Below are 22,967 nucleotides of genomic sequence, written 5' to 3'. Positions count from 1 at the left end.
CGGGCCACCTGTCCAAAATCCATACTGAGCCAATCCATCTTGACCGTGCCAACAACTGATCGCCATCCTCTCCGCGTCGGCCTGAACCTTCTTTACCTCCTGCCCGGCATCGTGGGCGGTACGGAGACGTACGCCGCGGGGTTGGTGCGGGGATTGGCCGAGGTGGACGACGGGTTGGAGTACGTGGTTTTCCTGAACCGGGAGAGCGCGGACTGGCCTTTGCCCGATATTCCGGCCTTTCAGCGGGTGGTCTGTCCGGTGCGGGCTTCGAGCCGGGTCCGGCGGCTGCTGTACGAACAATTCCGGCTGCCCGCTCTGGCCCGCCGCCACGGCGTGGACGTGCTGCATTCCCTGGGCTACGTGGCCCCGGTGCTGGGGCGCTGTCCCGGCGTGGTCACCATTCACGACATGAACACCAAGGGCCATGGCCGGAGCATGCCGCTGTTCAAGCGCCTGACGCTGGCCTTTCTGGTCCGTCTCAGCGCCCGGGCGGCCCGCCAGGTGATCACGGTTTCCGAGTTTTCCCGTCAGGAGATCCACCGTCATCTCGGCCTGCCCCTGGAACGCATCCACGTGGTCCACGAAGCCCCGTTGCCCCCGGAATGGGGACGCTCATCGGAATCGGCCCGCCAGGAAGAATCATCGCAACCCGTTTCCTGGGCGTCCACCTTTCAGCCTTCCCTCAAGTCGGACACGCCGTACATCCTGGCCTTTGCCAGCCAGTCCCCGCACAAGAACATCCCCCGGCTGATCGAAGCCTTTGCCCGGATCGCGACCTCCGTGCCGCACCATCTGGTCCTGGCCGGGCACCTGCCCGGAGACGGGGCCGTGGACCGAGCCATCGGTCGCTGGGACATTGCCCACCGGGTCCGGCTGACCGGCTACCTGCCCCGGCCCGAGGTGGACCGCCTGCTGTCCGAGGCCGCGCTGTTCGCCTTTCCGTCCCTGTACGAGGGGTTCGGCCTGCCCGTGCTGGAAGCCCAGGCCGCTGAGGTGCCGGTTGCGTGCGCGAATCGCGGCGCCTTGCCCGAGGTGGCTGGAGAGGGCGCGGTGTTCTTCGATCCGGAAAACGCCCTGGATATGGCCGCGACACTGGCCCACGCGCTTACGGACGAGGATCTGCGCGCCAACCTCATTGCTCTGGGACGACTGAACCTGGAACGCTTTTCCTGGACCGAGGCTGCCCGCCAGACCTTGAATATCTACGCCCGGGCCGCCTGGCGCGGCCGGAACAGATACGTCGGCTCTCCGGCTTACTCTTCGGCCGTCCCTGCGCACGGTGCTTTAATGCGTTCCCTCGACAACCCACCGGGTGCGTCGTCGGAAATCGCCGAAGGAGACTTCTCGCTCGACGATCAATCGCTCCCGCCTCCCCGCGCCAGGATCAAACCGGAGCACCCCTGACCCATGACCGCTCCTTCCGCCATGTCTCCCGAGGACGGTGTTTCGCAACTGGAGCAGGAACGCACCCTGAAACACCTTCCTGAATGCTTTCGAGTCAGTATAGTCACCGCGGTGCTCAACGGTGAAGCGCACCTGGCCGAGGCCATCCAAAGCGTCCGCGACCAGACCTATCCCCACATCGAGCACATCATCGTGGACGGAGGCTCCCGGGACGGGACCGTTGCCATAATCCAGGCCCACGCTGACGGGATCGCCAAATGGATTTCCGAACCGGACCAGGGCATTTACGACGCCATGAATAAGGGCATCAGTATGGCCACCGGAACCATCGTCGGCACACTCAACGCCGACGACTTCTATCCTCGCCCGGACGTCATCGACGACGTGGTCCAGTCCTTCACGCGAACCAGGGCCGACGCGGTCTTCGCCGATCTCCTGGTGGTGGATCGAACTGATCCGAGTAAAGTCATCCGCTATTACGACTCCTCCGACTTTCATCCCGGACGCTTTTGCCAGGGCTGGATGCCGCCCCACCCCACCTTTTTCACCCTGCGGGAACACTACCGGCGCTTCGGCCTTTACAGCACGGACTACCACATCGCCGCGGACTACGAACTCCTGACCCGCTTCCTGGCCCGCCATGGCCTTGCCTACGCCCGCATCCCCAAGGTTCTCGTCCACATGCGGTCCGGCGGGATCAGCTCCCGGAACCTCAAGAGCAACTGGTTGCTGAACCGCGAAATCGTCCGCGCCTGCAAGGAAAACGACATCCACACCTCCATGCCGCGCCTGCTCTGCAAATATCCACGCAAACTCCTGGAATATGTTCGCAGGCCCAGGGGCTGACGTCGCGGGAAAGAACGCCGTCTTTGTTTTTCCTTCTCTCCCGATCATTTCCGGCCCTCGAAAAACAATGCCGCGCGGCCGCCTTCAAAGACAAAGGAAGCCGCGCGGCACTTTTGAAACGCGGTTTGTTCGACCGGCGAGAGGCGCGGACTACAACAGTTTTTTGGCCGCATCCAAAGCCAGTTCGTAATTCGGCTCCTGTCCCACCTCCTTGACCAATTCCATGTACCGAATGCTTTTCTGACGGTCCACGACGAACACGGCCCGGGCCAGGAGGCGCAGTTCCTTGATCAACATGCCGTATTGAGTGCCGAAGGAGGCGTCCTTATGGTCGGACAGGGTCAGGACGTTGTTCACCCCCGCGGCGGCGCACCAGCGTTTCTGGGCAAAGGGCAGGTCCATGCTGATGACCAGGATCTGGACGTCGTCTCCCAATTTGACCGCTTCCTGGTTGAATCGACGGGCTTCAAGGTCGCAGACCGGGGTGTCCAGGGACGGAACCGAGGTGATTATCGCCACCTTGTCCTTGAGGGATGAAAAACTGAACGGCTTGAAATCGTTGTCCACGACCTGAAAATCCGGTGCGGCGTCGCCTTCCTGAACCGTGTTGCCCGTCAGCGTAATAGGCTGGCCTTTCAACGTGATCAATCCAAAGCGTTCCTTCATGATCGGCTCCTTGTTGTGGTTATGATTCCCAAAAGCACGTCCATCAGGGCGTGCGATACGTCGAAACGGGTTCTCGCCAACGAGTACTCGGCGGATATCTCTTGGCATTCTGGTTCCGGAAGAGTAACCTTCACGATTCGGAGTTGCAAGAATCTCGAGTAATTCTTATGAACAACCGGCTCAAAATCGCAATCAACCACACACCCTCATGCCCACTGCAACCACCCGACTGCTTTCTGATATGTTCGACGCCATGCTGGTCCAACTCGGGCCAAGTGGGTGGTGGCCTGCCAATAGTCCGTTTGAAGTGATCGTGGGCGCGATTTTAACCCAGAACACCAACTGGTCCAATGTGGAAAAAGCCATTGCAAACCTGCGCCGTCACGACCTGCTGGACCCGGAGCGACTCCGCCAGGCCCGACCAGAAATCGTGGAGGCGTGTATTAGACCTTCGGGATTCTTTCGGCAAAAAGCAAAAAAAATTCAAAATTTTTTGGCATTTCTGCACCAGGAGCATGCCACGGGGATGATGGATCTCGCCCATCTGGGCACCGCTGAACTGCGCGAGCGTCTATTGGAGATCAAGGGTATCGGCCCGGAAACCGCGGACAGCATCCTCCTCTATGCCCTGGACCGCCCGGTGTTCGTTGTGGATGCCTATACAGCCAGAATCTGCAACCGCCATGGCTTGGTTCCCGAGGACGTTGCTTACGACGAACTGCAAGACCTGTTCGTGTCCCATCTGCCAGAACGAGTCGAACAATACAACGAATACCACGCCTTACTGGTGCGGGTCGGCAAGGAATGGTGCCGGAAACGGGAACCGCGCTGCGCCGGGTGCCCTCTGCAACCGTTTCTACCTCGCCACTCGCCTCCCGCGCGTACCCCCTGACGCTCCATCTTCCGTGCCCCCATGTAGCCCATGCAAGAAGTATCACCTTCTCCCATATTCCGCCTTCCTCTCAGCTTCCCTTGGACAATGATCCTGCTTGGGGCGGCCATGACCCTGCTTCTTCCGATGTGCGGACCGAGCCTGGCCTCTCCCACGACCGCGGGAACCATTCAACGCACCCTGGAAGAGCGTGAGCGCAACGTTCGGGCGCACGAAAAAATCATGGAGAGCCTCTCAGCCCAGGAACGGTCTTTATTCGCCGACCTGCAGAAAGTGGAAGCCAGGTTACGGACTCTCACGGATGAAATCTCTGAACTGGAAGCGCAGTTGAACCGCCTACGTCAGGAAGAGCGCCTTCGGTTGCAAGATTATCAGGAACTGGACCTGGCCCGGACCCAAACCAGCGAGGAATTGGGACGCCTGCTGGCCCTGCTTTGGCCGGTGCATTTGCAGGGCGTAGAACATAATCTCCAGACCTTGACCTCCTGGGACGAGGCTGACCGACAATACCACTGGCTGTCCCGAATCTACGGTCTGGTTCAGGATCGAATCGACCAGCTTCGTCGACAAGGGCGGGAATTAGCTCTGGGACAGGCCCGTCTGGAACAGGCAAGAGAGGAAATCGCCGCGCAGATGCTCCGGATCGATGCCGGCAAGGATCAACTTCTGAAGCAGAAACTGGAATTCCTGCACCGCGTCCAGGAGGTGCGTGCGCAACAAATCTCGACCGAGGAACAAATCGAGGAAATCCTGCGAAGCATCGCCGAACTGAACTACCAGCTCCAATCCCTGACCTCCAAAAGCTTTACGGATTTGCGCGGTTATTTATCCTGGCCGACGCAGGCCCGGGTCGTGGAGCGGTTTCAGCCCCAAGCCAATCCGCCACACCGCGGCATAAGCTTCGCAATGTCTGAAAACGACCCGGTACGCGCGATTTCCTGGGGAAAGGTGGTTCACAGCGACACGCTCCGGGGATACGGCCATGTGGTCATCCTCTACCATGGGGAAGATTATTACAGCCTGTACGCTTTCCTGCACAACGCGCTGGTCACGGTGGGCCAGGAAGTGGAAAAGGACGAGCAGATCGGAGTGGCGGGGATTTACCCCAAAGTGGATGGTCCGGGGCTCTACTTTGAATTGCGTTTTCATCAAAATCCCGTTAATCCTGTTAGCTGGCTTGTCGCAAACGAATAACGGCGTCAACCAGCACGGATCGGCATACTCATCAAGAAATGGATTTCAGGCGGGAATCGCGTCGAGCCCTCGATTACCAACTGTTGCCCAACCGTATCTGGAGATTATTTCCCTGCGCGGCGTTCGCTGACGCCGTTCACCATACCAGCACATGCTTTAAAATGCATTCGGAGGTCATCATGCGGGTTGTCCACTGGGTCGGCACCGTCACACTGCTTTTCTTGCTGGCCGTCACCTTCGGCCAGAGCATGGCCACGGACGAGGAACGCTACTCGCCGCTCAAGCGCTTCAGCCAAGTCTTGGATTTGGTGGAGCGCTATTACGTTCAGGACGTGGATCGCAACGAGATGATCCAAGGTGCCATCCAAGGCATGCTTCAGGAACTGGACCCCCATTCCAGCTTCATGACCCAGGACGCCTTCCAGGAAATGCAGATCGACACTTCCGGGGAGTTCACGGGAATCGGTATTGAAATCAGCCTCGTGGAAGGCAGGCTGACGGTCGTGTCCCCCATCGAAGACACCCCGGCCTTCCGTGAAGGACTCAAATCCGGTGATCACATCTTGGCGATCGACGGCCAGTCCACCCAGGACATCACGATCATGGACGCCGTTAAGCTGATCCGCGGTCCACGCGGCACCACCGTTGACCTGACCATAGTCTCTCGGGGCGAGACCGTTCCCCGCACCGTGACCATCACCCGTGACGTCATCCCGGTGCACACGGTCAAGTTGTTCGAATTGGAGCCTGGAGTCATCCTGGTTCGACTGACCAGCTTCAAGGAAACCACCATGGACGACCTACGGGAAGCCCTGGGTCGATTCGATTCCGAACAGCGTGTCGGCCTGATCCTCGACCTGCGCAACAATCCCGGAGGCCTGCTGAACCAAGCCGTGGCAGTGTCCGATGCCTTTTTGCACGAGGGAAAAATCGTCTATACCAAAGGCCGATCACCTCAGGCGGAAATGAACTTCGACGCATCCAGCAACGTGCTGGACAAGGAAACGCCCATGGTGGTGCTGATCAACGCCGGCTCCGCTTCCGCCTCGGAAATCGTCGCCGGGGCCCTACAGGACCATGACCGGGCGTTGATTCTCGGAGAGCAGACCTTCGGCAAGGGATCCGTGCAGACGATCATCCCCCTGGCCGACGGTTCCGGGATCAAGCTGACCACGGCGATCTACTATACACCCAGCGGCCGCTCCATCCAGGCCAAAGGCATCGACCCGGACATTTCGATTCCCTTCGTCGCCTTAAACGACGACCAGCGCGAAGGACGCATGCCGTTGGTCCGCGAAGGCGATCTGATCCGGCACCTGGAAACCGGCCCGATTCCTCCGGACCAGCTCGATCACCCCAGGCCTCAGGTCCTGGAAATGCTCGAACGGGACAACCAGTTGCGTCTGGCTTTGGAAATGGTCAAGGCCATGCCCAGACTCAAGGCGCTCCGTTAACCACCCCAACCGACACGGGTCGGCGATGACCGGAAAAACAGCGAAAAAGAGCGGCAAGCCCTCCCGTTCTTCCGCAACCACTACCAAAAGCGGCGGAAAGAGTGGGGCCAAACCCAGGAAAACCGCCGCCAAAACCAGTCGTAAACGACCATCACCCAAAGTTTTTTCCAAACTTTGGGTGATGCTCATAGCTGTGGCCACCGGGTTGACCGCCATCACCCTTGTCTGGGCCTTGAGCCTCGCTCCGGCAGATCCCTTGTCCACGGACATCGCGACTCTCGATAAGCCTGTCTCCGCTCCAGCCTCAACCTCCGCCGCGCCGCCCGTTTCCCGGTCCGCGACCCGGCCCGCGCAACCGGACAGGGTCGCCGGCTTGACGGCTCCCGCCCCCACGAATCATGTCCGCGCCCGGATCGCGCCTGATGCCGCGCCCCCGGCTCCCTCAAGCCGCAAAGGCCTGGTTTACGAAATATTCGACGCGGAATTACTGGAACAGCAGGTCAAGGAAGTCGACTTGGCCCTGGTCCAGTCCATCATGGAGTTGAACCTGGACCCTCGTTCGGTGCGCCATCTGGATATTCAGATGAAAACCAGGAACGGGCAGAAATACCACACCCAGTCCCTGGCCATCGGCTTGGACCAGGATGCCCGGAGCTTCGAGCAGGCCCTGCGCCGCAATCTGAAACTCTGGGTGCATAACGCGGAGCTGCGTAAGATTAACGGTGGGCCCGGCAAACAAGAGTGGCGGATATCCCTGCTCAATTTGCCCACGCATACCCTGTTTCTGGAAGAACACGCACGCAAACCGTTTCCGCCACCCTCCCCGGTCCAGCCTGGAACCGGTCCGCGATTGGTGGTGGTGATCGACGACCTGGGCGAAAACGTGCATCAAGCACAGGAACTGGCAGCCCTCTCCTTCCCGGTGACCTTCGCCGTTCTGCCAAATATTTCCAAAAGTCGGGAAGTGGCCCGGATCGGTGCTGCGGCTGGCCGCGACGTGCTCCTGCACCAGCCCATGGAACCCCTGGACTACCCCCACCGGGCCGACCCTGGCCCCGGAGCCCTGTTCGTGGGCATGGAGGACGAGGAAATCCTGAAAATCCTGCGGAACAATCTGGCTCAGGTTCCCCAAGCCATCGGGATCAACAACCACATGGGCTCCCGGTTCACCGCCGACGAGTCGGGCATGTCCACGGTGCTCCAGGAGTTGAAGCGGCGCGACCTCTTTTTTCTGGACAGCCTGACCACCGGTGACTCCGTCGCGGACGAACAGGCCCGCATAATCGGCCTGGAGCACCTGCGCCGACACATTTTTCTGGACAACATTCCCAATGTCCAGGCGATTCTGTTTCAACTGCGCAAGGCCGAGCAACTGGCCCACAGCCAGGGCCAGGTAATCGCCATTGGACACCCGTACCCGGAAACCCTGGAAGCCTTGAAGCTTTGGGAGCGGGAACGAGATCAGCGAATCAACGTCGTCTCCCTCGGCTCCCTGCTCTCCCGCCAGTCCTTGGCCGAGCGCTGACAAACCGATTCATCATGTTCAACCTGTTTTCCATCCCAAAGGGCGCCATGCCCGAGGAGCGGGTCGATCTGCTGGCGCGTGGGGACGGTCTGCGCATCGAGCGAATCATCTCGCTGGGCCATGTTTCGCCTCCGGATTCCTGGTATGACCAGGAACTGGACGAATGGGTCGTCCTCGTGCAGGGCGAGGCGGAAATCCGCTTCACTGACGGGAGGACCAAAGCCCTCAAAGCCGGAGACTGCCTTTTTCTCCCTGCCGGCTTGCGACACCGTGTGGACCGTACCAGCGAAGATCCGCCCTGCATCTGGCTGGCCGTGCATGGACGGATGAAGGACGGGCCAGAGGCCTACGCCACGTTGAACGATTAGCAGTCCGTTGGAAATCCCCCAATTGATGCGTCGTTGCAAAAAGCTCAAAATCTCACGTATCATTCCATACGCTTCGACCTTGAGCTTTTTTTTGCTCCTACTTGGGTTTTTGAACGGACTGTCGAATTAGGACTTTTTCAAAACTCAGTTTAGGTATACGCCGTCTCGAAGACCAAAGGAGATCCGATCATGCGCCGAAAACGCTTTTCCCTGGCTCTTGTCCTGTTCGCGCTCCTGGCCGTCGGCTGTTCCTATTCCAGTGTCGGCCACTTGCAGCGCCAGCCTTGGATATTGAACGCGGAACAACAATTGGAGATGCGTTTCTGGCGATTTTCCTACGTAGCGGAATCCTTTGGCGGGCAGTACAGAGTCAAGGGGCGGGCGATGCCCAAGACAGAGAGCCTCCCCGCCGATCTGGGGTGGATCGAGGACTTGTGGCTGGCCGCCTACCTGAGCGATGATCAAGGGCGGGTGTTGGCCCAGGATTTACGAGTTTACTCCAGCCTCCCACTGGACCCCGAGCAAGGCGTGTCCTTTACCTTCACCCTGCGTCCGGACCGACTCAACCGCACGGCCTCCCTCCAGATCACCTTCGGTTACAATATGACCCTTGCTCCGCATGAGCACTACATGGTTCAGGAAGCCCCGGAAAAAAGGCACTCCGGGGAGCGCAGCGCGGTGTTCTTCGCCCATGAGGGAGCCTTGACCAGAATCTGAGCCATCGGCTGCCTACGACTGATTGCTGGAATTTGGCCGATTTCACGGATAAGCGGGAGACCGCGCGGCAACCCTCCACCTCCTCGCGCCCTCTCCTCTCCAAACCCGCCCATCCGGGACAATTCCGCAAATCAGTGGTCCAGACCGCGGCAATGAGCATCCGAACTGGACATCGTCACGGATTCTTTTTAAGTACATCGCACGCATGGTTGAACGCGTTCCCAGCGAACGACCATGCCACGTCTCCTTGCTTCAGGTCGCCACATGGCGCCAAGAGGGAACCCGGTTCGATTCCGGGACGGTCCCGCCGCTGTAAGTCCCATTCAACCCGACTGGCTCCGCATGGCCACTGGAACCGTGTTCCGGGAAGGCCCGCCAAAACCGGGGGGACGAGTCAGAAGACCTGCCTGAAGCGCATTTGTCGCGGGATACGCGGATGTCCTTGTGGCCGTTCCCCGGGGCTTTTCAGCCTCATCGCGGACTATGCGGAACCACCCTACCCCCTGGTCCAGGCTGCGCGGCCTGGAGCCGATGAGTTTGTGCGACTGGCCGGGTCGCGTCTGCGCCGTGCTGTTTCTTGGCGGCTGCGACCTGCGCTGCCCCACGTGCCACAACTTCCATCTGGCCTGGAATTCCGAAGACGATCCCTGCCTCTCTCGCGACCACGCGCTCGGCTTTCTCGACCAGCGAGCCCCCTGGCTGGACGGCCTCGTGGTCACCGGCGGAGAGCCGGCTTTGTCCGCGGATCTTCCGGAATGGCTCGCCGAGTTGCGGGGTCGGCTCGACTTACCCGTCAAGCTGGATACCAACGGCATGCATCCCGACGTCGTGGAGCGGATTTTGGACATCCAAGCCGCGGACCTGGTGGCCGTGGACGTCAAAGGGCCATGGTCCAAGTATCCCACGTTGACCGGCAACAAAATCACTGCCCGCGAAGCCAAGGCCACCCTGGGCCGAATTTTTAAGTTGGCTGAGCGCCATCCAGAACGTTTTCTGTTCCGAACCACCCTGGTCCCTCTGTTGACGCCCGAAGACCTCCTTGAAACCCGGTCTCTCCCTCCCTCCGGGTTTCCCTTGCAAACCCAACCTTTTCGCCAGCCACCGCGCCCTTTCCAGGGCCATCATCGTAAGGAGAAATCATGCTGACCCACATCTGCAAACGTGACGGACGAACCGAAACCTGGGCCGTGGACCGAATCGCCGCAGCCGTTCTCAAGGCATTGAAGTCCTGCGGAATTCAAGACGCGCTCTTGGCCGACCGCTTGGCTCGCAAGGTAGAGGAACGCCTGACCGAAGCCGGCCTGACAGTTCCGGACCAGGAGCAGGTGCAGGATCAGGTCGAGGCAGTTCTGATGCAGTCCCGCCTGTTCGACGTGGCCAAGCGCTACATCCTGTACCGGGAGAAACGCCGCCAGATCCGCGAGCAAAAGGCCGCGTTCCTGGACATCATGGAAACCATTGACGCCTACGTGAACAAGTCCGACTGGCGTGTGGCTGAAAACGCCAATATGTCCCATTCCTTCCAGGGCTTGATGCTGCACCTCTCCGGCACGGTCCAGGCCCGATACGCCCTGGAAAAATATCCCTTGGAAGTGCGGCAGGCCCATGAGCACGGCTACCTGCACATCCACGACCTGTCCTTCGGCCTGGCCGGATACTGCGCTGGATGGAGTCTGCGGGATCTGCTCCTGGAAGGTTTCAACCTGGAAGGCCGCTCCTCCTCCGGTCCTCCCAAACACTTCGACTCCGCGCTGGGGCAGATGGTCAACTTCCTGGGTACCCTGCAAAACGAATGGGCCGGGGCCCAGGCCTTCAACAACGTGGACACCTATCTCGCGCCCTTCATCCGTCACGACGAACTGGACTACCGCCAGGTCCGCCAAGCCATTCAGAAGTTCGTCTTCAACCTGAACACCACATCCCGCTGGGGCGGGCAGAGCCCGTTCACCAATTTGAGCTTCGACCTGGTTCCACCCAAACACCTGGAAACCGAAGCAGTGATCATCGGCGGCAGGCTCCACGACAGCCAGACCTACGCGGACTTCGGCCCGGAGATGGAGATGATCAACCGGGCCTTTCTGGAAGTCATGCTTCAAGGCGACTACCACGGCCGTATTTTTTCCTTTCCCATTCCGACCTACAACGTGACCGAAGACTTTCCCTGGGAGACCGAGGTGGGCGAGCTGCTGCTCCAGCTTACGGCCAAATATGGAGTTCCGTACTTTCAGAACTTCATCAATTCGGACTTCAAGCCCGAGGATGTCCGCTCCATGTGCTGCCGACTGCAGATGGACCTGCGCGAGCTGCGCAAGAAGGTCGGGGGGTTGTTCGGCGCCGGGGACCTGACCGGCTCCATAGGAGTGGCCACCCTGAACCTGCCCAAGCTGGCCTTTCTGGCCCACGACGAGACCGACTATCTGGATTTGGTCACGGAATACGCCGAACTGGCCCGGGACAGCCTGGAATTCAAGCGCAAGCTGATCAACGACAACCTGGAACGGGGCATGTTTCCCTTCACCCGGCGCTACCTGAAGAACGCCTACCGGGGCCATTTCTCCACCATCGGCGTGGTGGGCGGTCACGAGGCCTGCCAGAATCTGCTGGGCAAAGGCATCGAAACCCCGGCCGGGATCCGGCTGATGCGAACCACCCTGCTCCACCTCCAGGACCTGACCCGACGCTTCCAGGAGGAAACCGGCAACCTCTACAACCTGGAGGCCACCCCGGCCGAAGGCGTGAGCTATCGACTGGCCAAGCTGGACAAGACGCTCTACGCCGGGATCAAGGCCTCGGGCAACGGCGTGCCGTACTACACCAATTCCACGGCCCTGCCCGTGGACCTGGGGCTGGACGTCTTCGCGGCCCTGGAGCATCAGGACCAGTTGCAGACCCTATACACCGGCGGAACGGTCTTCCATACCTTCCTGGGCGAGGCAGTGGCCGACCCCCAATCCTTGCGGGCCTTTCTGGTCAAGGCCATGAGCCGGACCAAGCTGCCCTACATCTCCATCACCCCGACGTTTTCCGTGTGCAAGGACCACGGATACCTGCGGGGCGAGCATCCGGAGTGCCCGGAATGCGGCAATCCGGCGGAAGTCTACACCCGGGTCGTGGGCTACTATCGCCCGGTCCAACGCTGGAACCAGGGCAAACAGTCCGAATACGCCCAGCGTCGGGTTTTCGCCGGACTGGGAGGTGAATGCGCCGCGAGCTGAGATTCACGGTGAAGGCATGATATGGTTGCCGCCAACTCGATCCAAAAGCGACCGTTTCTCTCCGGGGACGGTCGCTACTACGACTTCCGAAAACCAAAGATGCGTCCCCGGACCAAAGACCCCGGACCGAACTTCTCCCGGATCGCGTCCAGGGTCGCGTCAAGGGTTTTGTCCTGGTCGGTCTCGTTTTCGGGAAAAAGAGAAAGCTGTCGCCTTGCGTTGGAAAAATTGGACACGCTCAGCCCGATCAGCCGGACTTTTCGGGGAAGCGGCTCCGCGTCCAGCAGTTCGGCGGCGGTTTGGAAGATCATCCGCGTGGACGCGGTGGGCTCCCGCAGGGTTTTTCCCCGCGAGATCGCCATGAAGTCGCTGAACTTGATCTTCAGCGTCACGGTACGTCCGGCATGCCCGTCCCGGCGCAACCGCCGTCCTACCCGCTCGGCCTGATCCAGAAGCCAGCGCTTGAATTCTTCCCGGTCTTCGCAGTCCTCGGCAAAGGTGTTTTCCGCCCCTTCGCTTTTGGCCTCGCAGTCCGGGATCACCGGCCTGGGATCAATCCCCCTGGCCCTGGCATAGAGGACCTCTCCCCACTTTCCGAACCGCTCACGCCAGAATCGTTCCGGATACCCCGTGACATCGCCGACCCGACGCACTCCGAGCAGCGTGAGCTTCTTCAGAGTTTGCCGCCCGACGCCTGGAATCTTGGAGACGGGCAGGACGTTGAGAAAAGCCGCTACGTCGTCCGGAGCGAGAATGAACAGACCGTCCGGCTTATTCTGGTCCGAGGCGATCTTGGCCAAAAACTTGACTGGAGCCATGCCCACGGAACAGGTCAAACCGGTTTCCGCGGCCACGGCTTGCTTCAACGCCGCCCCCAACCGCTCCGGCGGTCCGAAGACGCGTTCCAACCCGCCGACGTCAAGATAGGCCTCGTCCACCGAGGCCTGCTCCACCAGCGGTGAAAAGCGTTCCAGGACGGCCATGACCAACCGAGAGACTTGGGCATAGCGAGCCATGCGCACGGGCACGAACACTCCGTTCGGACACAAGCTTCTGGCTTGGACAATGGGCATGGCCGAATGCACGCCGAACTTCCGGGCTTCGTAACTGCAAGCGGAGACCACCCCGCGTTCGGACCCGCCGACGATCACGGCCCTGCCGCGCAGCTCGGGATGGTCCAGTTGCTCCACGGAGGCAAAAAACGCATCCATGTCCACATGCAGGATCAGTGGAGTAAAGGAGGAAGAGGAAGAAGGGGCGGTGCTCATGGCCCGCGATGGTCGGAGAATGAATTGAAAGGACGATATTCGTCTTGGCCGAGCACGGCAACAAGGCGCCGCTACTCGGCGAAGACGATCTCCAGGACGTTGCTGTCGCCCTCCCGGCGATATTGCTGGGAAGCGCTCATTTTTTTGGTCAACAGAATGCCCAGCCCGCCCTGAACTCGTTCGTCCATGCTCAGAGTCACGTCCGGAGGAGGCTGGGAAAGCGGGTCAAAGGGCGGCCCCTGGTCTAAGAACCGAACCAGAAACCGCCCCTCATCAGCCCGCGGTCCGCACTCCACGGAGACCATTCCAGCCTGATCCGGACCGTAGGCGTAATGAAAAATGTTCAGGAGCACCTCTTCCAAGACCAAATCGATCTTGAGCGCCAAGGCCGGAGACAAGCCTGTGGATTCGAACCGCTCCAGGACGAAGCTCCGTAAGGGCTCCAGAGAGGATATGTCCGCCGGCATGGAAAGGCCGGCCAGGTTCGCATGGTTACTTGGCCGCAAGGGCCGCCTCCGTGGAATCGTACACCGGGAAAATGGACGCGAAGCCGGAGATGTCGAAAACCTCCTTGACCATGGAACTCATCCCGCCGAAAGCCAAAGACCCTCCCTGACTTTTTAACTTCTTGCCCACGCCCAGAATGACCCGCAATCCTGCGCTGCTGATGTATTCCAGGCCGGTGAAGTCCACGATCAGCTTGGAATCGCCCTGCTCCATCCAGCGCAGGCATTCCTGCTCAAAAGACGGAGCCGTTACCGCGTCCATGCGGCCCGTCGCCTTGATCGTCACGCCCTGCTCCACCTTGGTACTCGTAAATTCCATGCCGTCACTCCTGTTGTTGTTACTCAGCGATTCTTATGACAGTTCTAAAGTCGTCGTATGCCCGCCCATGCACCGAAACCCGGCATATGAGCGGGATTCATTCTTCCGTCCGGCTACATGCCCATGAATTGTTGTCGCGTATAACCCTCGGGTATATCGAAACTCCCGGCGGGGGCGGCCATTTTCTTGTGCTCCAAAAGCTCTTCCCGAGTCACCACCGTCGCGCCCATGACATTGGCCCTGCTCACGGTCAGCACGGCGACTCCCCGGATCTTCTCCATTTCCCGGAGCAGCTCATCGAAACCTTGCTGCCCGGCCATCATGGCATGACCAATCTTGTTGTACATGCTCACGTCCACGTCGATCTGGTCCGTGGCGCATATTTCCGAGGCTGTTTGCCCCATGGGCATGTTCATGGTCAGCTCATAAATACGGCAGGTCCAGTCGTTGACGTTCTTCTCGACTCCGGTTTCCACGACCGAAGCCTTGACCTGCATCATCGCCCCCATCATCTGGGCCATCATTTGGGCCATTTCCTGCCCACCTTCCTGTTCGCCCAGCATGCCGGCCATGGCCTCGGACAGGTTCATCGGCACTTCGGTGTATGTCCGATCACCGTGGTCCAACATGTACATCACCTGCTTGTCGCCATCAAAAATTACCGACGTCTTGTTGGAAGTGTTCATTCGGGCCTTGTTGCCACTCAGCCACGTCTCAACGATTTCCTCGCTGCCCGCCTGCTTTTGCCCCATGATCTCATATGGTTCGCTGACATGATGATACTTCAGGAAGTTGTCCGCCCAGCCCCAGCCTCCCAGAAGCAACACGAGCAGGAAGGCGGTCAAACAGATTGTCGTTCTTTTCATCGGTGCTCTCCATTTGTGAAGTTTAAACCGGCCTCAGGCCGGAACGATTACGGTCATCCACAAAAAACGTCGCCACATCTCTACGAAGCCAAGCGAAAAAAGTCCATATGGTTGATGGTCACGAGCGGGTAAAGCAATCCGGCAGCATCCGACAGAAAATAAAAAAAATCAAAAATCTTTGACCTTTCGGCTCTGCTGCCAGTGCTCCAAGCTGTCCAGAATAGCCACGATTCCCTCCAGCACATCCTCGGATTTGCTCTCCCCGCGGACACCACTCGCCGCCCCCGACTCGTCCCGGCCTTCCAGGCCATCGGCGTCCTTCTCTTCAGGCTGAGTACTCAGCGAACCGGAAACATCCGTAAGTTGAGCGGAGTTCATCTTTGGCATGTTCTATCCTTCAGATATTTGAACACAAGACATTACTTCGGAATAGTTCAGAATTTATTGACTTTTGAAGAATTGAACCGCCCGCTTCGCTCAAGGCTCGCCGCTTATTCCTTGGCGTACCTGGCGCTTTGAACGACCAACGGGAGCGGGCGGTTCGATTTTCCAACGCACTGCTACGGCCCGGCGGCTTCCAGCCGCCAGATTTCGCCCCCGTCAACGGCGACATAAAGCGCGCCGTCCGGCCCCAGGACCAGGGAGCGCATGCGCTGCGACGGCAGACCGGGGATGACGCTCGCCTCCATGGTCATGCCGTCCTCGTCCAACCGCAACAGCTCGATGCGCGCCCCGCGCAGGAACCCCACGGCCAGCCGCCCTTCCCAGGCCTCCCAGCGCGGCCCTTCCAGAAAAACGCACGGTCCCATTCCCTCGGAGGCACCGCGGTTGTTCCAGGACGGTTCGAGGGCGTCGGGAAACCTGGCCAGATCCGTCATGGGCGTGGGCCTGCCCTCGGGATTGTTGGAGGTGTATCCGCAGTAGTCGCTCATGCAGGACACCCCCGGCATGGGAGCAGGGTCCCAGCCGCCGTTGCCGCCCGGAGCAAGAGGCGTCACTTCGTCGTCATGTCCGGGACCGTGTTCGCAAGCGAAAGGCCGACCCGTGCCGGGACGAAACGCAAGGCCCTGCACGTTGCGGTGCCCATAGGTGAAGATGCGCGGATCGCTTCCGACCGGAGTATTGTTGGCCGGGATATTGTTGTCCGGCGCGGCGTTGCCGTCGCGGTCGACGCGCAGCACCTTGCCGCCCAGGCGGGAAAGATCCTGGGGCAACGGGCCGTCGTGGTTGTCGCCGGTGGCGACGTACAGATAGCCGTCAAACGGGCTGAACCGGATCCGGCCCCCGCTGTGCGCGCCTGCCCGACCCCAGCGGTTGAAGGACTGTTTGTAGGAAATATCGGTGATAATATCCACGCGGTCCGCGACAACGGTGTAGGCTTCGTCGACGGTGAGGCGCACAACGCGGTTGGTTTTCATCCCGTCGGCGTCCGAGGCCATGTACACGTAAACGTGGCGGTTCTCGGCGAACGCCGGATCCAGGGCCACGCCCAGCATGCCGCTTTGGCCCTGGCAGAAAAGGTCGTCCGCCTCCAGGACCGCGCCGCGTGTTCCGACCAAATGCCGAACCGTTCCCCCAGGTGTGCGCACGGACAGTCCTCGGCATTTTTCCGTGAACAGCATGGCCCCATCCGGCGCAAAGGCCAAATCCCACGGATTGCTCAAGCCGGACATGACCACCGTGCGGTGTATGCGAGGCTCACCGGCATCCGCGACCTGATCGTGGCCGCAGTGGGCGTAAAAGGCTACGAGCAGGGCCAAGAACAACAGGGACAGTGCGTTTGTCTTCCGTTTCATGGATTCACCTCCGAATGCATGAATAGAAATAGAACCTGCCTTGCGGACGAAACGTGGTCAACCGCATACCCCTATGGAGCCTTCGGCGCATTCACGTCCGTCGATCCAAGTGACCCCGCTGAGCTTGGACCCTGTCAGGTTGGCCCGGGTCAGGGTTGCTTCAGTCAGGTTCGCTCCTCTCAAATCGGACCAGCTCAAGTTGGCATTGCTCAGGTCGGCATTGCTCAGGTCGGCTCCCACCAGCCCGGCGCCGTTGAGGTTGGCCCAACTCAGGTCGGCGTTACGTAGATTCGCTCCGCTGAGGTCGGCCCTGTTCAGCCTTACTCCGCTCAGGTTCGCTCCGCTCAGGTCGCATTTCGGGCACTGGTTGCTATCCCGCAATTGATCCAGGTCGGCTTGATCAAAAGCCTCAAGAGTTCCCATCGAGCTCAGAAGCAGGAAGACGACGATGATCGGCGCGGCAATGTGCATGGTCATTGGTGTGTTCTTTTCATGTGTGCGGGGTGGCTCCTTGTCGGCACGCTCAGAACCCGAAGAGGCTCCAGAGAGTGATCCAGAATGAAGAATATATATCACGCTCCTGGGCCTGTCCATGAAAAATTCCAACTGATGCGGGGCAATTTTGATCTCATCAAAATCGCGATCGAGAGCGCGATCGAAATGCCGCGAATCACCTCCACCTGCAAGCCCACCCAGGGCCCTTCCTTGTCGATCAGGCTGACCACGCGCTTCAGCTTGGCCGGATCGGACAGCTTGTTTCGGGCCTTGCGAAAGATCGTGCCGATCAGCCCGTCCTCGCGGCCCAGGGCCTCCAGCGTGCGGCGGTACTGCAATTCCAGCGCGTCGCCGTCCTTGTTCGCCAGTTGGGCCCAGTTCCATTGCGGCGGAATGGCCGACCCCTCGCCCAAAAGCTCCTCGCGTTCCAGGTCCATCTTCAAAAACAACAGATAGGTGATCTGTTCGATATAATCGCCGTAGGAAATGCCCTGATCGCGCAGGACATGGGCGTAGTTCCAGACTTTGGATACCAGTTGTTCGTTGCTCATAGGGGGGGTGTTTTCACTTATTAAGGGTGGGCTGTTCTTGGTAGCACAGGCATCTTGCCTGTACATTCATCAAAATATTTGACTCACATGCTGGAAACCTATGCTACCACTATTGCCATTATAAAGCCGTTGAACTGCCATCCAAATACTCTTCCACGGATTTCTTCATTTCTTCGCCGGGCTCGGCCTCGCCAAGCAAGGCCTCAACAAAAATTTGCCGGTCCCGTTGGCTCAAGGCCATGATTTTCTGCTCGCAAATCTTCCTGGAGGCAGCCTCCCGGGCGCACCTCACCACGAAATCAGATGTGCCGGCCAACTTCCGCAGGAGATCCGTGGAAGGTTCCTCCAGCTTCAATTCACCACGGTCGTAGGCTTCCGATATCTGTTTCTCTTCATTGTCGTTCATTGCTTCCCCCGTCGACAAGTTCCTTCAAGTGCTGAAGGTGTGTATCGGCTGCACCACCAATTTCACTCCAAGGGCAGCGCAAACCTTGGCCACTGTCTCAAAACGGAATAAGTTCCCTTGACTGAAACAGGGAGTGCCGTTACCTGCTCCGAATCTACACAACTCACGATAAAGGCCAGACAAGGTGATAAAAACCAAAGGTAAAACAACTGAGAAATTAAGAAATCAGACTTCCAGGCCCGGTAATATTTTATATGCCGTGGATGAGCGTCCTCCGGAGTGGGTAAGCGCCTTTACGGGCTTGCAGCTTCTTCTGCTCATTGTCGGCCCCATTACCGTAACGCCGCTGGTCGTGGCCAGGATGGCCGGAATCGATCCGATGGAATATTCATGGATTATCTTTGCCTCGCTTATGGCGAGCAGCATATGCACGTTCATCCAGATCAGAAGATTCGGGTCCGTCGGCTCCGGTTATCTCCTGATAATCGGCAGTTCAAGTGCATTCGTGGCCTGCGCTCTGACTGCGGCCCAGATTGGAGGCATGGCGCTTGTAGCCACGATGACGGTTCTTTCCGCCCCCTTGCAGATACTTTTTGGATGGCTCCTGGGGCCGTTGCGTAAGATCATCACGCCGCTTGTGGGTGGCGTTGTCATCATGCTCATTGTGGTTTCCGTTCTGGGCATTACCTTTGATCTGATGACCGGCGCGGGGAAAAACGGCACGGATGCCCATTATCTGATGGTCTCGGTCGGCACCTTGATGATAATTCTGTGTCTGGCCATTTTTGGAAACAAGTTCCTGCGACTGTGGAGCCTGGTTCTTGGCCTGCTGGCCGGCACCATCCTGGCCTCGTTTTTTGGCCTGACGGATTTTTCTCGAGTGGCGGACAGCAGTTGGATAGGCCTTCCCCAGGGATCATGGCCGGGTTTTTATCTTGATTTCAGTCCGGAATTGCTCTCGCTGTACCTGACCTTTGTCTTGGTGACCATAGTCGGCGCCGTGGAAACCCTCGGGGACGGCATGGCTATTCAGCAAATATCCAAGCGGGATTTCCGCAAAATCGATTACGAGCGGGTACAGGGCGCGATCTATGCCGACGGCGTCTCCAACGCCATTGCCGGAGCCCTTGGAACTATCCCCAACACAACGTATTCCATTGCCATTTCCGCGGTTGAGCTGACCGGGGTCACCGCGCGCAGAGTCGGGTATTATGTTGCCGGCTTTCTTGGCCTGCTGGCCTTTTCTCCCAAGGTAGCGGCCATAATAACCTCCATTCCCGCTCCCGTGATCGGAGTTTTCCTTTTTGTCCTTTTGTCCATGCTGTTCGTCACAGGCATAAAACTGGCCGCTTCCCATGGACTAAACTATGAAAGCGGCATCATTATCGGGGTGTCGTTCTGGGTGGGGTTCACGTTCCACAATGATTTTTTCTTCCCTCATCTGATACCTGAATTCGTATCTCCATTTTTAAGCAATGGGATGGCTGTAGGAGGGTTGACGGCGATCATCCTGAGCACTTTATTTTACCTCAAACCCGCCGGAAGGGCAGGATTCACCCTTGATCGGGATCTGAGTCAGGTATCCAAACTGCATGATCTGATAAATACGTACTCGCAATCAAGAAAGATTCCGCCTGATCAGTTGTACAGGCTGCAGTTGACCTCGGAAGAGTTGTTTACGCATTTATGCGCCGTGGAAAAATTCAAGGCCCCAGGTCTGCGCGTAAACCTGCATGGTGAAGGCGACACCATTCATGTTGAATTTATCGACTCATCCCAGGCAAAGGATATCGACTTTGAAGTGGAGGAGTTACAAGGAGTTGAGGGGCTTGTTGATCCCGATGAATTGGGACTTCTGATTTTAGGCAGGTATGCCCGAAACTTGCGTCACATAACCATTGGCGGGATAAATTACATCACCTATGACCTGCCGCCAAGCATCTGATAATGATCCTTTTTTCATCCTGAGACGGAACCCAATGGGCAGCGCCGGCGCGTTCGCTGGCGCAACCGGTCGGAACCGGCTTTTGGTGCAAAGGCACTGTTCTCAGCTCCACGCCAAGGGTTCGAATCACTTTCAGGATGGCTTGATTTGTTTCCGTAGGAAATGCCCTGATCGCGCAGGACATGCGCGTAGTTCCAGACTTTGGAGACGAGTTGTTCGTTGCTCATATTGTTTGGGGTTCACTGATTTGGTTTGGGAAACAGCTTGATGATCGTTTGCATCGGAATGAACAGCCGCCGGGGAGAGTCCGGGAAGGGCGTGAAGTCATAATGGCGATAAAAATGGGCCGCCTTGTCATGCATCGCCTCGACCACCACCGCGGCCGCGGCCACGACATGGGCTTGCCGCGCACATCTGTGCAGCGCATCCAGTAAAAGATGCTCACCCAGACCTTGTCCGTGAAAACGGCGATCCAGGGCCAGTCTGCCGATAAGGATGGCCGGAATGACCGGATAACGAGGAAGTCGCGTGGCCAGGGTTTGCGGTAGCTCAACAAGGTCAATGCTCATTGTCGACAGGGTGTAATAGCCAATGACCCTGGTCTGGCCTTGTTCGCACAACACGTAGGGCGCGGCCGCGAAGCGCCTGGCATCCTGCCCGGCCTGCGTACGCAGGTAAGCATCCAGCTCGGGGACGCCGCAATCAAAAGCAGATCGGTCGTGCCCCTTGCCCAGGATCTCGATGCGATGCTTCATGCTTGGCTATCGGTCGCCAGATAGCGTTTTGCGGCCCTCTTCAGTCTTTCACCGGGCTCAGCCTCGCCAAGCAAGGCCTCAACAAAAAATTGCCGGTCCCGCTGGCTCAAGGCCATGACTTCCTGCTCGCGAATGGTCCTGGAGGCAACCTCTTGGGCGCAACTCACCACGAAATCAGAGACAGAACATCCCCTGATCCTGGCGCACAAGATGAACATGCTTTTCTGCTCAGGCGTGACCCGTGCTTCCAGCCGCTCGCTACGTAAGGTTTTGACTTCCATGCCGTCCTCTCCCCTTTTTGTACGGGAAATTACCGTACAATCCCCAAAACTGTCAATATTATTTCAACGAGCGTTTAACTCGGCGGCAGTCCTCCTGGCGAACTACTAAGAAATTCTTAGCGGTTGCATCCTATGCCTTCAGGGTGAGTCGTGCTTATGGTTTGGCCCGCTTACGTGTTCTCTTTGCTGGCCCCGCCGCCCGCTCGGCCCGGATACGGGCCAGCAACTTCGATGCCGGTTCATCACTGGGGTCTTGCGGCACCAGACGACCCGCGAAGGCGTCTTTGAGGATGGATTGACGCAGGGCGGCGGAGCGGGTGAGTTCGGTTCGGCACCAGTCCTCAAGCCTCGAGATTTGTTCAATACTCGCGCTCACCAAATCGGCTATAACGGATGCTTCTTCGGTACTCGAGGGCAGACCAATCGGCACATCTGCGATGTCGTGATAGTTGATCTGTGGACCATTTGAACCGTCATAGATTTTTCGGAGATCGAGCCCTTGAAAAAAAACCCAAACATACTCTTCCAGGTCAACAGGGACAAAACCCATCGTGTTGAGATCAAGAGCAGCAAGACAACCAAGCCGCCGTTTCTTGTTGGTCAAGATCGCCCCGCCTCGCTTTGGAAATACTATCGTTCCAGGTGGTAACAGATTGAAACCTGCGCCTTTTGCACCTTCTTCCGTGAACATCCATTGCGAGCTATTTTGCACGACTTCGTTTCCATATTCATTCATGCTGCTCACCTTGAACCACGGGATGGTCCCGACTGGATCAACAAGAGCATCAACTCCCTTCGGGGTCTGCCCACTTTTCACGAAGCCCAAGTGTTCGAGGGTCACCCACACCCACCCCTCCGGCAGTTCAGACAACCCAGTAGTATCAGGCGTAACGGGTTCCTTGTATTTGCCCCGGCCTTCCCAGGTTTCGCGACGAGTTTGCAGGATGCGGGCGAGCAGGTCGCGGTCGTGTTCCAGGCGGTGGGCGTTTTCCGTGCGCCAGTCGGCGGTGAGCTGGCCAGTAACCGCAGCCTTCAGGACGGATTGACGATACCGCGCAAGCAGCTTCTGCACCTCGCGCAACGTCACTTCGCCCTTGTCCAGCCGGGCAAACAGCGTTTCGATCTTTTCGACGATGCGGTGTTGTTCGTTGAAAGGAGCGAGAGGAACGGTGAACTTTTTCAGAAGATCTGTGTCTATGCTTGAAACAGTAGTACCGTGCTTTGCACAATCCTTAAGAATTCTGAAGTTCTGCGCCTGAAGGTACCACGCCAGATTGTGAATCGGCATGGAATAATGACCCACCTAACGCAGTAATCGGCATCGAAAATTGACCCCCTTCTCCGAAGCGCCTTTTCCTCCTTCAGCCCGGACTGGAGCCGGAGCAGGATGCTGCTGGCCGTGCTGTAGGTCCATTTTCCAAATGTCTTTGCGATACAACGGGGCGTTTTTTTTGAGACCAGCAACAACCAAGCGCGAGTTATCTCAACGATATTCAAC

The 22,967-nt window shown here is 58.5% G+C and carries 24 protein-coding genes and 1 riboswitch; of the genes, 11 read left to right on the top strand and 13 right to left on the bottom strand.

Features of this window, described 5'->3' with window-relative positions; genetic code table 11:
• Window positions 1-45 precede the first annotated feature (45 nt).
• Window positions 46-1,404 (top strand): glycosyltransferase family 1 protein, encoded by a 1,359-nt coding sequence (locus tag C6366_RS06315; RefSeq protein ID WP_233248414.1) that lies wholly within the window; start codon window positions 46-48, stop codon window positions 1,402-1,404.
• Window positions 1,405-1,407: 3 nt separating this feature from the next.
• On the top strand, window positions 1,408-2,250 hold the full coding sequence (locus C6366_RS06310; RefSeq protein WP_233248411.1) for a glycosyltransferase family 2 protein: 843 nt from the start codon (window positions 1,408-1,410) through the stop codon (window positions 2,248-2,250).
• Window positions 2,251-2,400: 150 nt separating this feature from the next.
• Here the strand turns inward: C6366_RS06310 and tpx are convergent, their stop codons facing one another.
• Window positions 2,401-2,916 (bottom strand): thiol peroxidase, encoded by a 516-nt coding sequence (tpx, locus tag C6366_RS06305; RefSeq protein WP_107736490.1) that lies wholly within the window; start codon window positions 2,914-2,916, stop codon window positions 2,401-2,403.
• Window positions 2,917-3,124: 208 nt separating this feature from the next.
• On the opposite strand from tpx, the gene C6366_RS06300 reads away from it, so the two are divergent.
• From C6366_RS06300 to C6366_RS06265, 8 genes are all read left to right on the top strand, one after another.
• On the top strand, window positions 3,125-3,808 hold the full coding sequence (locus tag C6366_RS06300) for an endonuclease III domain-containing protein (RefSeq protein ID WP_107736489.1): 684 nt from the start codon (window positions 3,125-3,127) through the stop codon (window positions 3,806-3,808).
• Window positions 3,809-3,916: 108 nt separating this feature from the next.
• Complete coding sequence (locus C6366_RS06295) at window positions 3,917-5,002, top strand: murein hydrolase activator EnvC (protein ID WP_158269672.1); 1,086 nt, start codon at window positions 3,917-3,919, stop codon at window positions 5,000-5,002.
• Between the two features lie 179 nt (window positions 5,003-5,181).
• Entirely contained in the window at window positions 5,182-6,456 is a 1,275-nt protein-coding gene (locus C6366_RS06290; protein WP_107736521.1) for a S41 family peptidase, read from the top strand.
• A 181-nt stretch (window positions 6,457-6,637) separates the two neighbouring features.
• The gene (locus C6366_RS06285; protein ID WP_233248413.1) at window positions 6,638-7,981 is read left to right on the top strand and encodes a divergent polysaccharide deacetylase family protein; all 1,344 of its coding nucleotides are present in this window, start codon (window positions 6,638-6,640) and stop codon (window positions 7,979-7,981) included.
• Window positions 7,982-7,995: 14 nt separating this feature from the next.
• Window positions 7,996-8,349: a cupin domain-containing protein gene (locus C6366_RS06280; protein WP_107736486.1), complete on the top strand. Its 354-nt coding sequence runs from the start codon at window positions 7,996-7,998 to the stop codon at window positions 8,347-8,349.
• Between the two features lie 189 nt (window positions 8,350-8,538).
• Window positions 8,539-9,066 (top strand): hypothetical protein, encoded by a 528-nt coding sequence (locus C6366_RS06275; RefSeq protein ID WP_107736485.1) that lies wholly within the window; start codon window positions 8,539-8,541, stop codon window positions 9,064-9,066.
• A gap of 237 nt (window positions 9,067-9,303) precedes the next feature.
• A riboswitch (cobalamin riboswitch) is annotated at window positions 9,304-9,492 on the top strand.
• Window positions 9,493-9,549: 57 nt separating this feature from the next.
• Window positions 9,550-10,212, top strand: coding sequence for an anaerobic ribonucleoside-triphosphate reductase activating protein (locus tag C6366_RS06270; protein WP_107736520.1), 663 nt, complete (start codon window positions 9,550-9,552; stop codon window positions 10,210-10,212).
• Window positions 10,206-12,281, top strand: coding sequence for a ribonucleoside triphosphate reductase (locus C6366_RS06265; protein WP_107736484.1), 2,076 nt, complete (start codon window positions 10,206-10,208; stop codon window positions 12,279-12,281). Before C6366_RS06270 ends, C6366_RS06265 begins: the two co-directional genes overlap by 7 nt.
• Window positions 12,282-12,358: 77 nt before the next feature.
• Here C6366_RS06265 and C6366_RS06260 read toward each other — a convergent pair whose 3' ends face one another.
• The 9 genes from C6366_RS06260 to C6366_RS06220 form a co-directional block, all read right to left on the bottom strand.
• Window positions 12,359-13,549 (bottom strand): DNA polymerase IV, encoded by a 1,191-nt coding sequence (locus tag C6366_RS06260; protein ID WP_199221443.1) that lies wholly within the window; start codon window positions 13,547-13,549, stop codon window positions 12,359-12,361.
• Between the two features lie 71 nt (window positions 13,550-13,620).
• Complete coding sequence (locus tag C6366_RS06255; protein ID WP_107736483.1) at window positions 13,621-14,055, bottom strand: ATP-binding protein; 435 nt, start codon at window positions 14,053-14,055, stop codon at window positions 13,621-13,623.
• The gene (locus C6366_RS06250; RefSeq protein ID WP_107736482.1) at window positions 14,042-14,374 is read right to left on the bottom strand and encodes an STAS domain-containing protein; all 333 of its coding nucleotides are present in this window, start codon (window positions 14,372-14,374) and stop codon (window positions 14,042-14,044) included. The genes C6366_RS06255 and C6366_RS06250 overlap by 14 nt, the downstream gene beginning before the upstream one ends.
• 113 nt (window positions 14,375-14,487) lie before the next feature.
• The gene (locus tag C6366_RS06245; protein WP_107736481.1) at window positions 14,488-15,240 is read right to left on the bottom strand and encodes a DUF4412 domain-containing protein; all 753 of its coding nucleotides are present in this window, start codon (window positions 15,238-15,240) and stop codon (window positions 14,488-14,490) included.
• 168 nt (window positions 15,241-15,408) lie between these two features.
• Window positions 15,409-15,627 (bottom strand): hypothetical protein, encoded by a 219-nt coding sequence (locus tag C6366_RS06240; RefSeq protein WP_107736480.1) that lies wholly within the window; start codon window positions 15,625-15,627, stop codon window positions 15,409-15,411.
• Window positions 15,628-15,800: 173 nt separating this feature from the next.
• Window positions 15,801-17,036, bottom strand: a complete 1,236-nt coding sequence (locus C6366_RS06235) for a sorbosone dehydrogenase family protein (protein WP_107736479.1) — start codon at window positions 17,034-17,036, stop codon at window positions 15,801-15,803.
• 57 nt (window positions 17,037-17,093) lie between these two features.
• Window positions 17,094-17,513, bottom strand: coding sequence for a pentapeptide repeat-containing protein (locus tag C6366_RS06230; protein ID WP_107736518.1), 420 nt, complete (start codon window positions 17,511-17,513; stop codon window positions 17,094-17,096).
• 95 nt (window positions 17,514-17,608) lie between these two features.
• Entirely contained in the window at window positions 17,609-18,082 is a 474-nt protein-coding gene (locus tag C6366_RS06225; RefSeq protein WP_199221442.1) for a type I restriction-modification system subunit M N-terminal domain-containing protein, read from the bottom strand.
• Window positions 18,083-18,200: 118 nt separating this feature from the next.
• Window positions 18,201-18,488, bottom strand: a complete 288-nt coding sequence (locus C6366_RS06220; protein ID WP_107736478.1) for a DUF1778 domain-containing protein — start codon at window positions 18,486-18,488, stop codon at window positions 18,201-18,203.
• Window positions 18,489-18,672: 184 nt separating this feature from the next.
• Between C6366_RS06220 and C6366_RS06215 the strand changes: the two genes are divergently transcribed.
• Window positions 18,673-20,433 carry a uracil-xanthine permease family protein gene (locus tag C6366_RS06215; RefSeq protein WP_107736477.1) on the top strand — a complete coding sequence of 587 codons (1,761 nt, stop codon included), beginning with the start codon at window positions 18,673-18,675 and terminating at the stop codon, window positions 20,431-20,433.
• 239 nt (window positions 20,434-20,672) lie between these two features.
• On the opposite strand, the gene C6366_RS06205 is transcribed toward C6366_RS06215, so the two are convergent.
• The 3 genes from C6366_RS06205 to C6366_RS06195 form a co-directional block, all read right to left on the bottom strand.
• Window positions 20,673-21,188 carry a GNAT family N-acetyltransferase gene (locus tag C6366_RS06205; RefSeq protein WP_107736475.1) on the bottom strand — a complete coding sequence of 172 codons (516 nt, stop codon included), beginning with the start codon at window positions 21,186-21,188 and terminating at the stop codon, window positions 20,673-20,675.
• Window positions 21,185-21,469, bottom strand: a complete 285-nt coding sequence (locus C6366_RS06200) for a DUF1778 domain-containing protein (protein WP_107736474.1) — start codon at window positions 21,467-21,469, stop codon at window positions 21,185-21,187. Before C6366_RS06200 ends, C6366_RS06205 begins: the two co-directional genes overlap by 4 nt.
• 154 nt (window positions 21,470-21,623) lie before the next feature.
• A complete protein-coding gene (locus C6366_RS06195) occupies window positions 21,624-22,757 on the bottom strand; it encodes a restriction endonuclease subunit S (RefSeq protein WP_107736473.1) in 1,134 nt (377 codons plus the stop codon).
• Between the last annotated feature and the right edge of the window lie 210 nt (window positions 22,758-22,967).

Source organism: Desulfonatronum sp. SC1, assembly GCF_003046795.1.
Classification (GTDB): Bacteria; Desulfobacterota; Desulfovibrionia; order Desulfovibrionales; family Desulfonatronaceae; genus Desulfonatronum.
This window is presented reverse-complemented; position numbering and strand designations above follow the sequence as displayed.